General features: G+C 63.6%; 11 protein-coding genes and 1 pseudogene. 5 read left to right on the top strand and 7 right to left on the bottom strand.

Translation table 11 applies throughout. The features are described from left to right. From EN749_RS18565 to EN749_RS18535, 7 genes are all read right to left on the bottom strand, one after another. Positions 1–2450, bottom strand: a 2450-nt coding sequence (locus EN749_RS18565; protein WP_128363667.1) for a 2-oxoglutarate dehydrogenase E1 component, incomplete at its 3' end; no start/stop codon positions are given. 132 nt (positions 2451–2582) lie between these two features. Next, entirely contained in the window at positions 2583–3485 is a 903-nt protein-coding gene (gene sucD, locus EN749_RS18560) for a succinate--CoA ligase subunit alpha (RefSeq protein WP_127397251.1), read from the bottom strand. 41 nt (positions 3486–3526) lie between these two features. Next, positions 3527–3898 carry a cupin domain-containing protein gene (locus EN749_RS18555; RefSeq protein ID WP_127397252.1) on the bottom strand — a complete coding sequence of 124 codons (372 nt, stop codon included), beginning with the start codon at positions 3896–3898 and terminating at the stop codon, positions 3527–3529. 4 nt (positions 3899–3902) lie between these two features. Then, complete coding sequence (gene sucC / locus EN749_RS18550; RefSeq protein ID WP_128288557.1) at positions 3903–5096, bottom strand: ADP-forming succinate--CoA ligase subunit beta; 1194 nt, start codon at positions 5094–5096, stop codon at positions 3903–3905. Between the two features lie 43 nt (positions 5097–5139). Continuing rightward, entirely contained in the window at positions 5140–6108 is a 969-nt protein-coding gene (gene mdh, locus EN749_RS18545; RefSeq protein ID WP_127397343.1) for a malate dehydrogenase, read from the bottom strand. A gap of 373 nt (positions 6109–6481) precedes the next feature. Then, positions 6482–7681: a cell division protein ZapE gene (zapE, locus tag EN749_RS18540; RefSeq protein ID WP_128363666.1), complete on the bottom strand. Its 1200-nt coding sequence runs from the start codon at positions 7679–7681 to the stop codon at positions 6482–6484. A gap of 53 nt (positions 7682–7734) precedes the next feature. Then, entirely contained in the window at positions 7735–8274 is a 540-nt protein-coding gene (locus EN749_RS18535; RefSeq protein ID WP_023811288.1) for a protease inhibitor Inh/omp19 family protein, read from the bottom strand. Positions 8275–8536: 262 nt separating this feature from the next. Here EN749_RS18535 and EN749_RS18530 point away from each other — a divergent pair, with 262 nt between their 5' ends. From EN749_RS18530 to EN749_RS18510, 5 genes and pseudogenes are all read left to right on the top strand, one after another. Continuing rightward, positions 8537–9556, top strand: coding sequence for an MBL fold metallo-hydrolase (locus EN749_RS18530; RefSeq protein ID WP_128363665.1), 1020 nt, complete (start codon positions 8537–8539; stop codon positions 9554–9556). 82 nt (positions 9557–9638) lie between these two features. Continuing rightward, on the top strand, positions 9639–9800 hold the full coding sequence (locus EN749_RS18525; RefSeq protein ID WP_013528842.1) for a DUF1328 family protein: 162 nt from the start codon (positions 9639–9641) through the stop codon (positions 9798–9800). A gap of 96 nt (positions 9801–9896) precedes the next feature. Continuing rightward, positions 9897–10781: a diaminopimelate epimerase gene (dapF, locus tag EN749_RS18520; protein WP_127808695.1), complete on the top strand. Its 885-nt coding sequence runs from the start codon at positions 9897–9899 to the stop codon at positions 10779–10781. Next, on the top strand, positions 10781–12094 hold the full coding sequence (gene mtaB, locus EN749_RS18515) for a tRNA (N(6)-L-threonylcarbamoyladenosine(37)-C(2))-methylthiotransferase MtaB (protein ID WP_128363664.1): 1314 nt from the start codon (positions 10781–10783) through the stop codon (positions 12092–12094). The genes dapF and mtaB overlap by 1 nt, the downstream gene beginning before the upstream one ends. A 12-nt stretch (positions 12095–12106) precedes the next feature. Next, positions 12107–13279, top strand: a pseudogene (locus EN749_RS18510) (signal recognition particle-docking protein FtsY); the annotation flags it as partial.

Raw genomic sequence — 13279 nt, 5'->3', positions numbered from 1 at the left:
CGCTTCAGCTGCCGGCGCAATATGTGGAAGTAGTTGGCCGGCGTCGTACAGTTGGCCACTTGCATGTTATCTTCGGCGCAAAGCTGCAGGAAGCGTTCGAGCCGGGCCGAGGAGTGTTCCGGACCCTGGCCTTCATAGCCATGCGGCAAGAGGCAGACGAGGCCCGACATTCTGAGCCACTTGCGTTCGCCCGACGAGATGAACTGGTCGAACACCACCTGGGCGCCGTTGGCGAAATCGCCGAACTGCGCTTCCCACAATGTCAGCGCCTTCGGCTCGGCAAGGCTGTAGCCATATTCGAAGCCCAGCACCGCCTCTTCAGACAGCATCGAGTTGATGACTTCGTAGCCGGCTTGAGCCGCAGACAGATTGTTGAGCGGGATGTAGCGGGTCTCGTCGCGCTGGTCGTAAAGGACCGAGTGACGCTGCGAGAAGGTGCCGCGTTCGGAATCCTGCCCCGACAGGCGGATCGGATTGCCGTCGAGCAGGATGGCGCCGAAGGCCAGCGCCTCCGCCGTCGACCAGTCGATGCCTTCGCCGGACTCGATCGCCTGGCGGCGGTTTTCGAGGAAGCGGATGATCGTCTTGTGCGCCTCGAAATCCTTCGGCACCTCGGTCAGCTTCTTGCCGATTTCCTTCAGCGTCTTGACCGGCACGGCGGTCTTGCCGCGCCTTTGTTCGTCCTGGTTGTCGGCCGTGCGCAGGCCAGACCAGGCGCCGTCGAGCCAATCGGCCTTGTTGGGCTTGTAGTGCTGGCCGACTTCCCACTCGGATTCCAGATGCGCCCGCCAGTCGGCCTTGAGTTGGTCGAGCTCGGCCTGGGTGAGGTGACCCTCGGCGATCAGCCGGTCGCCGTAGATCTGCACGGTGGTCTTGTGGGTGCGGATGTTGCGGTACATGATCGGCTGGGTGAAGGCCGGCTCGTCGCCCTCATTGTGGCCGAAGCGGCGGTAGCAGAACATGTCGACCACAACAGGCTTGTGGAACTTCATGCGGAATTCGATCGCCACCTTGGTGGCGTGCACCACGGCTTCCGGATCGTCGCCATTGACGTGGAAGATCGGCGCTTCGATCATCTTGGCGACGTCGGACGGATAGGGCGACGAGCGCGAGAAGCGCGGATTGGTGGTGAAGCCGATCTGGTTGTTGATGATGAAATGCAACGTGCCGGCGACGCGGTGGCCGCGCAGGCCGGACAGGCCGAGGATCTCGGCAATCACGCCCTGGCCGGCGAAGGCGGCGTCGCCATGCAGCAGTAGCGGCAGCACCTTGGCGCGCTCTTCCAGCGGCACGATCTCCTCGCGGCTGCGGCCGAACAGGTAATCCTGCTTGGCGCGCGCCTTGCCCATCACCACCGGATCGACAATTTCCAGATGCGAGGGATTGGCGGTCAAGGACAGGTGCACCTTGTTGCCGTCGAACTCGCGGTCCGACGAGGCGCCGAGATGGTACTTGACGTCGCCCGAGCCCTCGACCTCGTCGGGGGCGGCCGAGCCACCCTTGAACTCGTGGAAGATGGCGCGGTGCGGCTTGGCCATCACCTGCGAGAGCACGTTCAGCCGGCCGCGATGCGCCATGCCGAGCACGATTTCCTTCATGCCGAGCTGGCCGCCGCGCTTGACGATCTGCTCCAGGGCCGGGATCAGCGCTTCACTGCCATCGAGGCCGAAGCGCTTGGTGCCCTTGTACTTGACGTCGATGAACTGCTCGAAGCCTTCGGCCTCGACCAGCTTCTGCAGGATCGCCTTCTTGCCGGTGGCGGTGAAGGTGATCTCCTTGTCGGCGCCCTCGATACGTGCCTGGATCCAGGCCTTTTCCTCGGGATCGGAAATATGCATGAACTCGACGCCGAGCGTCGAGCAATAGGTGCGGGTCAGGATTTCCAGCATCTGCCGGATGCTGCCGAATTCGAGCCCGAGCACATTGTCGAGGAAGATCGGCCGGTCGTAATCGGCTTCGGTGAAGCCGTAATTTTCCGGCGACAGCTCGTTGTAGTCCTCGAGCGGCTTGGCGATGCCGAGCGGGTCGAGATTGGCATGCAGATGGCCGCGCATGCGGTAGGCGCGGATCATCATGATGGCGCGCACCGAATCGCGCGTCGCCTGGTGCACGTCGGCGTCGGACAGGACGACGCCGTTGGTGACCGCCTTGTCCTTGACTTTCTTTTCGATCGTCTTCTCGACGATACCCCAATTGCCGTCGAGCGCCGACACCAGTTCGCCATTGGCCTGCAGCGGCCAGGAGGGCTTGGCCCAGGAGGCGCCCTTGGCATTCCTGCGCACATCGCCGGCGTCGTCCTTCAGCCCGGCGAAGAACTCCTGCCATTCGGGGTTTACCGACTCCGGATCGTCCTCATAAGACGCATAAAGCGAGTCGATGTAATCGGCATTGCCGCCATAGAGGAAAGAGGTGAGTGAAAATTGGTCGTTGGCCTGATCTTGTCTTGCCATTTTTGTCCGCGGAGCCTGGCTCCGTCTCCTGTTTGGAGCGAGTAGGGAGTAGCGAATAGCGAGTAGGGATTCCCCAGTGGTCGCGCCGCTAGTCTGTCTTTCCTATTCGCTATTCACTACTCGCTACTCACTTTAACCCTTGATCGCCTCGACCAAGGTCGTGCCCAGCCTTGCCGGCGAAGGCGAAACTTTTATCCCGGCCGATTCCATCGCCGCGATCTTGTCTTCGGCGCCGCCCTTGCCGCCGGAGATGACCGCGCCCGCATGACCCATGGTGCGGCCGGCCGGCGCCGTGCGCCCGGCGATGAAGCCAGCCATCGGCTTTTTGCGGCCGCGCTTGGCTTCGTCCTTGAGGAACTGCGCGGCGTCTTCCTCGGCCGAACCGCCGATCTCGCCGATCATGATGATCGACTTGGTCTCGTCGTCGGCGAGGAACATCTCGAGCACGTCGATGAACTCGGTGCCCTTGACGGGGTCGCCGCCAATGCCGACGGCGGTGGTCTGGCCGAGGCCGACATTGGTGGTCTGGAACACGGCCTCATAGGTAAGTGTTCCCGAGCGCGAAACAACGCCGACCGAGCCCTTGCGGAAGATGTTTCCGGGCATGATGCCGATCTTGCATTCGTTGGGCGTGAGCACGCCCGGGCAGTTCGGCCCAATCAGGCGCGAGGTCGAGCGGTCGAGCCTGGCCTTGACCCTGATCATGTCCATCACCGGGATGCCTTCGGTGATGCAGATGATCAGCGGGATCTCGGCCTCGATCGCTTCGAGGATGGCTTCGGCGGCACCCGCCGGCGGCACATAGACGACCGAAGCGTTGGCACCGGTCTTTTCCTTGCCCTCGGCGACCGTGGCGAAGATCGGCAGGTTTTCACCCTTTGAGCCGGTCCACGTCTCGCCACCCTTCTTGGGGTGGATGCCGCCGACCATTTTCGTGCCGTGATAAGCCAGCGCCTGTTCGGTGTGAAACGTGCCGGTCTTGCCGGTCAGGCCCTGCACCAGCACCTTGGTGTTCTTGTCGACGAGAATGGACATGGGAGCCCTTTTCTAAAAACCGTTGATCGAGGAAAACATGGTCAGAGCCGCTTCAGGTCAGCGACCGTGAGGTCGCTCTTGGCATTGCCGGTGTTGAGCGTCGTCGCCGGCTCGAACATCAGCACGACCGGTTCCGCGGTGAGCGAACGCGGCCGGTGCTCGACACCGCGCGGTACGACGATGAAGTCGCCCTCGCCGAGCTCGACCGGACCGTCACGGAAATCGATGGCGATACGCCCGCGCAGCACGAGGAAGGCTTCATCCTCATGGTCATGCGCATGCCAGTCGAACATCTCGCCGAACTTGGCGACCTTCGCCTGGCTGTCGTTGACGTCGCCGGCGATATGCGGATCGAAAACCTTGGTGATGGTCCGATCCGCCGCCTCGACGAGGTTTATCTTGCGCGGAGGCATCCGCTCAGCCCTTTACCGCCGCCACGATCTTCTTGGCTGCATCGTCGAGATCGTCGGCCGACACGACGTTGAGGCCGCTGTCGTTGATGATCTTCTTGCCGAGCTCGGCATTGGTGCCTTCCAGGCGCACCACCAGCGGCACTTCCAGGCCGACTTCCTTGACCGCGGCAATGACGCCCTCGGCAATGATGTCGCACTTCATGATGCCGCCGAAGATGTTGATCAGGATGCCCTTGACCGCCGGATCCCGGGTGATGATCTTGAACGCCGCCGTGACTTTTTCCTTGGATGCGCCGCCACCGACATCGAGGAAGTTGGCGGGCTCGGCGCCATAGAGCTTGATGATGTCCATCGTCGCCATGGCGAGGCCGGCGCCGTTGACCATGCAGCCGATATTGCCGTCGAGCGCGACATAGGCGAGGTCGTATTTCGACGCCTCGATCTCCTTCTCGTCCTCTTCGGTGGTGTCGCGCAGTTCGAGCACGTCGGGGTGGCGGAACAGCGCGTTGTTGTCGAACGACACTTTCGCGTCGAGCACGCGCAGCCGGCCGTTCTTCATGACGATCAGCGGGTTGACCTCGAGCAGGCTCATATCCTTCTCGACGAAGGCCTTGTAGAGGATCGGGAACAGCGTATCACCGTCCTTGGCCGCATCGCCGTCGAGCTTGAGCGCGCCGTTGAGCGCCATCAGGTCGGTTGTTGTGACGCCTTTTTCCGGATCGATGGCGACGGTGATGATCTTTTCCGGCGTGTCATGGGCGACCGCCTCGATGTCCATGCCGCCTTCGGTCGAGACGACGAAGGCAATGCGGCCGACCGAACGGTCGACCAGGATCGACAGATAGAGCTCGCGTTCGATGTCGGCGCCGTCCTCGATGTAGAGACGGTTGACCTGTTTGCCGGCCGGGCCGGTCTGCTTGGTCACCAGCGTGTTGCCCAGCATCTCGTTGGCGTTGGCGACGACGTCGGCCACCGATTTCGCCAGCCGCACCCCGCCCTTGGCGTCCGGGCCGAGCTCGGTGAATTTGCCCTTGCCGCGGCCGCCGGCATGGATCTGGCTCTTCACCACATAAAGCGGGCCCGGCAGCGCCTTGGCGGCGGCTTCCGCTTCGCTCGCCTTGAACACCGGCACGCCTTCGGCCACGGGCGCGCCAAAGCTCTTCAGCAGCGCCTTGCCCTGATACTCATGGATGTTCATCTGGATGGTCTCCGGTTCGACTGGGGGTTCACTTGCTGGAGATTCATTTGGAGGCGAGTTGCGGCGCGATCTTGACGCAGGCCTCGGTCAGGCCCTGCACCGTCGCCACAGAAGAGTCGAACATCTTCTGCTCGCTCTTGTTGAGCTCGATCTCGATAATACGCTCGACGCCGCCGGCGCCGATCACCACGGGAACGCCGACATAGGTGTTCTTGACGCCATACTGGCCGGAGAGATACGCCGCGCAGGGCAGCACGCGCTTCTTGTCCTTGAGATAGGCTTCAGCCATCGAGATCGCCGAAGCGGCCGGCGCGTAATAGGCCGAACCGGTCTTGAGCAGGCCGACGATCTCGGCGCCCCCGTCGCGGGTGCGCTGCACGATCTGGTCGAGCTTCCCCTTCGAGGTCCAGCCCATCTTGATGAGGTCGGGCAGCGGAATGCCCGATACCGTCGAATAGCGGATCATCGGCACCATGGAATCGCCGTGGCCGCCGAGCACGAAGGCGGTGACGTCCTCGACCGAGACCTTGAATTCCTCGGCCAGGAAATAGCGGAAGCGCGCGCTGTCGAGCACGCCGGCCATGCCGACGACATGGCTATTGGGCAGGCCCGAGAACTTCTGCAGCGCCCAGACCATGGCGTCGAGCGGGTTTGTGATGCAGATGACGAAGGCCTTCGGCGCATACTTCTTCAGCCCGGCGCCGACCTGTTCCATGACCTTGAGATTGATGCCCAAAAGGTCGTCGCGGCTCATGCCGGGCTTGCGCGGCACACCGGCGGTGACGATGCAGACATCGGCGCCTTCGATGCCGGCATATTCGTTGATGCCGGTGAGCCTGGAGTCGAAGCCATCGACCGGCGACGACTGCGCGATATCGAGCCCCTTGCCCTGCGGGATACCTTCGGCAATATCGAACAGCACCACGTCGCCGAGGTCCTTGAGGCCGATCATGTGAGCGAGCGTGCCGCCGATCATGCCAGAGCCGATAAGCGCTATCTTGTTGCGTGCCATGTGAGGATGTTTTCCCTTTGTCGGTGACGACGTCTCAAATCTCTGGTGACTTGATGGCGGCGTCGAAGAAGAGGCCGGAATGCTGCGGGGAACCGCGAATTTTCGCCGCACCCAATAGCCCCGGCACAGAAAAAATTCAAACGATTATTTTGGCGTCAGCATTTTCAATCGGTTAGATCATTTGGGATTTACGTAAACGTCAAAGTTTGTAAGCCGACTTGGGAAGAAGTAGCCGATGAAGATGGAGATCGTAAGGCCGGATGCGGGCGATGACGCCCTTGTGATGCGGGTAGCCGAGGTCGGCGGGACAGCGTCCCCCTCTGTCTTGCCGACGGGGGGCACGAAAGATCGCTACCAACGGATCTCTGGAAACTCAGGCCTGCGCCTGCTGTGCCTCTGGCGCCGGCTTCCCTTTCTGCCGCGCCGCCCAATCCTCCAGCCAGTCGCGGCTTTGCATCTCGGTCAGCCGCGATGCGGTGCGCTCGAACTCGAAGACTTCGACGCCGCGCTTGGCTGCATAAAGCGCTTGCGGCGGCGCTTCGGCGCTCATCACCGTCCGCACATGATGGTCGTAGAGCGTGTCGATCAGAAGGATGAAGCGCTTGGCTTCGTTGCGCTTGCCTTCGCCGAGCACCGGGACGTGGTCGATGAAAATGGTTGAGAAGCGCCCGGCGATTGCCAGGAAATCGCGCGCGCCAAGCGGCTTCTCGCAGAGATCGGCGAAGGAGAACCGCGCCGCATCGCCCGCCGCACGCGGCACGATCACCTGCCGTCCTTTGAGGGCAATCGATGTCTCGGCGGTCGGCGCGCCCCGCGTCATGGCTTGCCAGGCCTCGTCGAGTAGCTGGTCCGCCGCCGCATCGGCCGGCGTGACATAGACCGGTGTCCGGGCGAGCTTTTCCAGCCGGTAGTCTTTGTCGGCATCGAGCGCCAGCACCTGTGTGTGCCGCTCCAGTATGCCGATAAAGGGCAGGAAAAGCTGGCGGTTCAGCCCGTCGCTGTAGAGGTTTTCCGGCGCCACATTCGAGGTGGCGACCAGCACCACGCCGCTGGCAAACAGCGCCGAAAACAACCTGGACAGGATCATCGCGTCGGCAATGTCGGTGACCGAGAACTCGTCGAAGCACAGCACCCAGGCTTGCTCGGCAAGGGCCTTGGCCACCGGCGGGATCGGATCGTCTTCCCTGACGTCGCCATTCTTGCGCGCCTGCCGGTGCTTCTGGATACGGTCCTGCACGTCGGCCATGAAGTCGTTGAAGTGGACGCGGCGCTTGCGCCGCACCGGCAGCAAGTCGAAGAACATGTCCATCAGCATGGTCTTGCCGCGACCGACGCCGCCATGGATGTAGAGGCCTTTGACGGCCTCATGCGTCTCGCGCTTGCGGGCGAACAGCCAGCCCAGCGCGCTCGACTTATGCGCCAGCCGCTTGGCCGAAATCTCATCGGTCAGCCGGTCAAGCGCCGCAACGATCCGTTCCTGCGCCGGATCGCGGTCGATCGTACCGGTTTCCACCAGATGGTCGTAGCGCTGCCTGACGGCCGCATGGGTCTGGAGGCCGTCACGCAGATGCATCGGTCACGTCGTTCTGGAGCCATTCCGGGAACCGGAATTGCGTAAAACAAAAACTATCTCGTAAGCGAAATCGGCTGGCCGTTGGAAGTCTGGCCGTCGAATTTCGAGCCGCCCGAGGAATAGAGCCGCGCCAGCGCACCGCCGCTCTCGTCATAGAGCGTCAGCTGTTTGCCGGCGACGTTCCACGACTTGATGCCGTCCATCGGCGCCGGGCAATGCAGCGGCCCGGCGCGGAAGCCGGCGCCGAATTTGGTCTGCGGTGTCGCCACCTTGCAGCTCTGGCCCGCAACGCTGGCGTTCCAGACACCGGCGACGCTGGCGGCGGTCACGTCGGAAGCGCCGGCCGGCGCCGAGCCGTCCGAAGGCAGCGCGGCGACCTGGGTGTTCGCCGGCGCGGTCGGGAATTGCGAAGGGTCGGTGGTGCCGGGCGATGCCGGCGGCGGCAGTTGGTTCGCCGTCACCTTGCCGGCGGGCGCGGCCTCCAGCGGTGCCGGCTGCTGGTCATCCATCGAGGAAAAACGTGAGGTCGAACAGCCACTCGCAACGAGGGCCGCCAGCGATACGGCCACCAGACCGGTTTTCGAAAAAGTCATTCCAACCTCCGTCGGATCCGGCTGGGGGGAAGCCGTCCGCACAATCTCACCCCCACCAAGATGGAGAAGGTGGCGAAATTTCAACCCGATATGGTTAAAATACAGTTTGCAGCAAGAATTGTTGCAAATTTATCGCAATCGCGACGGCTGACCGTTTGTCGCGCGTCGCTTGGGAATTCCGGTCAACACTTCGTCGGTGGACGCTTGCGCGAACCGCCTCAGCGCCTATGTCTGGAAAACGAAACCCTGCTGGAGCCGCAAATTGGCCGCGAGAAAGACTGCCGCCAATCGCTATTACAGCGGCCCGCCCAGCGACCATTTCGACGGCGCATTGTTCTTCAATCCCGACGGCCGGCCACCCGGCCGTTTCGCCGACCTGCTGAAATGGCAGTTGAATGGCCAGCGCTCGAAATGGCCGGCGAGCGATGCAAGCCCCTTTCCGCAGGCAAAGCCGGCGACAAGGGTCGAGGGCGCCGCGCTGGAAGTGACCATGATTGGTCATTCCACCTTGCTGGTCCAGACGGCAGGTCTGAACATTCTTACCGATCCGGTTTGGTCGCTGCGCGCGTCGCCGCTTTCCTTCGCCGGACCAAAACGCATCAATGCGCCAGGCATCGCCTTTGCCGACCTGCCGCCGATCGACCTCGTGCTGGTCAGCCACAACCATTACGACCATCTCGACCTCGCCACGTTGAAGCGGCTGAAGGCCGGCCACGACCCGCTGGTGCTCACTCCGCTCGGCAACGACGCCATCATCGAAGCCGCCGTGCCCGGCATGCGACTGTCGGCGCATGACTGGGGCGACAGGGTCGAGATCGGCAATGGCGCCGCCGTCCATGTAGAGCCGGTGCATCACTGGTCGGCGCGTGGCGCCCGCGACCGGCGCATGGCGCTGTGGGCCGGCTTCGTCGTCGAAACGCCTGACAGCAAGCTCTATTTCGCCGGCGACACCGGCTTTCACAATGGCATCAACTACCGGCGGATGGCCGAGAAACATGGCGGTTTCCGCTTCGCCATCCTGCCGATCGGCGCCTATGAGCCGCGCTGGTTCATGGCGCCGCAGCACCAGAACCCCTGGGAAGCGGTGCAAGGCATGACGCTGTGCAATGCCGCCCATGCCGCCGGCTGTCATTGGGGAACTTTCCAGCTCACTGACGAGCCGATCGACGAGCCGGCGCGCAAATTGACCGAGGCGCTTGACGATCAAGGCATTCCACGGCAGCGCTTTCGCGCCTTGCGGCCGGGCGAGGTATGGAATGTACCGGAGCACATAGTGCCCTGATCCGCATCGGTTTCGACGGAACCCCAGCGCGGCAACAGCGTTTTCATGCGGTTGAAAAATCTGTCGGTTGCGAGGCATCGCCATGCTCAAATGGATCATCATCCTCCTGATCGTCGCCGCGGCGGCGAGCCTGCTCGGCATGCCGGCGCTGGCAGGTGCTGCCGCCACCGGCGCGCGCATCCTTATCGGCATCGTTCTGATCATCTTCCTGCTGGTGGTGCTGGGCATTTTCGCCGTCACGTAAGTCCGGCGCTTTCGCCGTGACCAAGCGGCTGCGCACTGGTAATTCCTGCCCGTTTCCGCCATATAGCGCCAAACGGACACGGAATTTTTCGGAGCAATGGCCAGCACTGCCCCTTTCGCCAAGATGAACGGCATCGGCAACGAGATCATCGTTGCCGATATGCGCGGCCGTGCCGATCGGGTGACGGCGGCGGCGGCGATTGCGCTGAACGCCGATGCCGCGACCAGCTTCGACCAGATCATGGCGATCCACGATGCCAGGACGCCGGGCACCGCTTTTTTCATCGACATATTGAACTCCGACGGAACCGGTGCGCAGGCCTGCGGCAATGGCATGCGCTGCGTCGTCCAGGCGCTCGCCGCCGAGACCGGCCAGAAGATCTTCACCTTCGAAACCGTGGCGGGCATCCTCAATGCGCGCGAACATGCCGACGGTTCGATCTCGGTCGATATGGGCACGCCGCGCTTCGGCTGGCAGGATATCCCGCTGGCCGAGGAATTCCGCGACACCCGCATGATCGAGCTGCAGATCGGCCCGATCGACGCGCCGGTGCTGCATTCACCCTCGGTCGTCTCGATGGGCAATCCGCACGCCATCTTTTGGGTCGACAATAACGTCTGGTCCTATGAGCTCGACCGCTTCGGCCCGCTGCTCGAGAACCACCCGATGTTCCCCGAGCGCGCCAACATAACCATCGCGCAGGTCACTTCGCCCGAAACAATGGTCATCCGCACCTGGGAACGCGGCGCCGGCCTGACCAAGGCCTGCGGCTCGGCCTCCTGTGCGGCCGTGGTGGCCGCGGCCCGTACCAACCGGACCGGCCGCAGCGTCGGTCTGTTGACGCCAGGCGGCGGTACGCTGCATGTCGAATGGCGCGACGATGACCATGTGGTGCTGACCGGCGCCGCCGAATGGGAATTTTCCGGCAGCTTCGACCCGTCGAACGGGACATGGGCCCGCGACACCGAAAGCGCGGCCTGATGTCCGCTCTGCCCAAGAGCCCGATGTCCCAGGGCATCGATGTCGTCACCTTCGGCTGTCGGCTCAACACCTATGAATCGCAGGTGATGCGGCGCGAGGCTGAAAGTGCCGGTCTGGGCGCGCTGGAAGGTGGCGCCGTGATCTTCAACACCTGCGCCGTGACAGGCGAAGCAGTGCGCCAGGCCAAGCAGGCGATCCGCAAGGCCCGCCGCGATAACCCGCGGGCGCGCATCATCGTCACCGGCTGCGCCGCGCAGACCGAGCCTGAAAAATTCGCCGCCATGGACGAGGTCGATCTCGTGCTTGGCAATGAGGAGAAGCTGAAGGCGCATTCCTATCGCGCGCTGCCGGATTTCGGCGTCAACGACACCGAGAAGGCGCGCGTCAACGATATCTTTTCGGTGCGTGAGACCGCAGGCCACATGGTCGACGCCATCGAGGGCCGGGCACGCGCTTTCGTCCAGGTGCAGAACGGCTGCGACCACCGCTGCACCTTTTGCATCATTCCCTACGGCCGCGGCAATTCGCGCTCGGTGCCGATGGGCGCCGTGGTCGAGCAGGTCAAGCGGCTCGCCGGCAACGCCTATGCCGAGATCGTTCTGACCGGCGTCGACATGACCAGTTTTGGGGCCGATCTGCCGGGCGCGCCGAAGCTTGGCAGGCTGGTGAAGACCATCCTCAGGCAGGTGCCCGATGTGAAGCGCCTGCGGCTGTCCTCTATCGATTCGGTCGAAGCTGACGACGATTTGCTCGATGCCATCGCCACCGAGCCCAGGCTGATGCCGCATTTGCATCTGTCGCTGCAATCGGGCGACGACATGATCCTGAAGCGGATGAAGCGAAGGCACCTACGCGATCAGTCGATCCGCTTCTGCGAGGATGTGCGCAAGCTGCGCCCCGGTATCGTCTTTGGCGCCGACATCATCGCCGGCTTCCCGACCGAGACCGACGAAATGTTCGAGAACTCGGAAAAAATTGTCGAGGAGTGTGGCCTGACCCATCTCCACGTCTTCCCCTTCAGCCCACGCGAAGGCACGCCCGCCGCGCGCATGCCGCAGCTCCGCCGCGAGGTCGTCAAGCAGCGCGCCGCCCGGCTGCGTGCCGCCGGTGAAGCTGCCTATTTCAGGCATCTGTCGTCGCTCACCGGAACGCGCCAGTCGATCCTGATCGAGCGCGACGGCCTTGGCCGCACCGAGGGTTTTACGCTTGCCGCACTCGGCACGGGCGCACCGGGTGAGATCGTCGGGGCTGAGATATCAGGCCACGATGGTAGCAGGCTGATCGCGGCGCCCCTTGCCGCCCGCGCCGCCTGAGAAACGCAAAGCATGGCTGGTTTTTTCAAGAAGATATTTTCGTTCGGCAAGAAAGAGGTTGTCGAGGAGCGGATCGACGAGACCGCCCCGCTGCCGCCGATCAAATGGGAAGCACTCGATACGCTGAAGCCGGCGGCCGAACAGGTCGTTCCGGAGTTCTTGAAGCGCGACGAGCCGCGGCCCGAGGCGGGAACGACGCCCGCGCCGGTAGTCGAGCCGGAGGTAATTCCTGCGCCGCAACCGGCGCCTGTCGAGGAACCGGCGCCCGAGCCGGAGCCAACCATCCCGCCAGTACCGGAGCCGGCTGTTCCCTCAGAGCCAGAACCTCTGCCGGAGGCCGAGCCGGCAGAAGAACCAGCGCCCGAGACGCCAGCCGAGCCGCCGGCTCCCGAGGAGATACCAACACCTCCCGCCGTTCCGGAACCCACGCCCGAACCGCAGCCGCAAGAAGTCCCTGCTCCGGCGCCGGCCGAGCCGGAGATCGTCCCGTCGCGGCCGGAAAAGCAGCCGGAGACGGCCCCGGTCGAAGTGCCGACGCCTGTCGAGGTTCCGGCAGAAACACCAGCGCCGATCGAGGTGCCGACACCGGCGCCGTCCCCTCTTCAGCCGTCTTCAGAGGCCGGCACCGCCCCTCATCCGCCTGCCGGCACCTTCTCCCCGTATAGAGACGGGGAGAAGGGGGCTAGCGGTGAAGTTGCGCCTCCTCTTGCAAACATCGAAGACGAAGCCTCAACGCTGACGCCCCCCTCTCCCCGTCCTTCACGGGGAGAGGGTAGGGGTGAGGGGCAGCACGAACTTGCGAAAGATTCGGCGCCACCCGTGGAAGCCATGCCGGCTGCTCTCGTGGCCGAAGCGCCCGCCGCCGAAATCGCACCTCCCATTCGCCAGCCTGCGCCGATCGAATCGCAGCCGGTCATTGCGGAAATCGCGCCCGAGCCGCAGTCTCTTCCACAACCCGCGCCGGAGCCGAAAGCCGCCCCTGGCAAGGTGACCGTCACCAAAAAGGTCGAGCAGAAGGCCGAGCCGCGGAAGGCGCCCGAACCGGCACCGAGGCGCTCCTGGTTCCAGCGCATGAAGGACGGGCTTGCCCGCTCCTCCAAGGAGCTCACCGGCAACATTGCCGGCGTCTTCACCAAGCGCAAGCTGGACGAAGAGACTTTGCAGGACCTCGAGGATGTGCTGATC

Source organism: Mesorhizobium sp. M7A.F.Ca.ET.027.02.1.1 (assembly GCF_004022985.1).
GTDB lineage: Bacteria > Pseudomonadota > Alphaproteobacteria > Rhizobiales > Rhizobiaceae > Mesorhizobium.
This window is presented reverse-complemented; position numbering and strand designations above follow the sequence as displayed.

Coding starts and splice junctions, on each gene's coding strand:
- EN749_RS18535 (WP_023811288.1), bottom strand. CDS start 8,274: ATGACTTTTTCGAAAACCGGTCTGGTGGCCGTATCGCTGGCGGCCCTC.
- EN749_RS18555 (WP_127397252.1), bottom strand. CDS start 3,898: ATGCCTCCGCGCAAGATAAACCTCGTCGAGGCGGCGGATCGGACCATC.
- mdh (WP_127397343.1), bottom strand. CDS start 6,108: ATGGCACGCAACAAGATAGCGCTTATCGGCTCTGGCATGATCGGCGGC.
- sucD (WP_127397251.1), bottom strand. CDS start 3,485: ATGTCCATTCTCGTCGACAAGAACACCAAGGTGCTGGTGCAGGGCCTG.
- sucC (WP_128288557.1), bottom strand. CDS start 5,096: ATGAACATCCATGAGTATCAGGGCAAGGCGCTGCTGAAGAGCTTTGGC.
- zapE (WP_128363666.1), bottom strand. CDS start 7,681: ATGCATCTGCGTGACGGCCTCCAGACCCATGCGGCCGTCAGGCAGCGC.
- mtaB (WP_128363664.1), top strand. CDS start 10,781: ATGTCCGCTCTGCCCAAGAGCCCGATGTCCCAGGGCATCGATGTCGTC.
- EN749_RS18525 (WP_013528842.1), top strand. CDS start 9,639: ATGCTCAAATGGATCATCATCCTCCTGATCGTCGCCGCGGCGGCGAGC.
- dapF (WP_127808695.1), top strand. CDS start 9,897: ATGGCCAGCACTGCCCCTTTCGCCAAGATGAACGGCATCGGCAACGAG.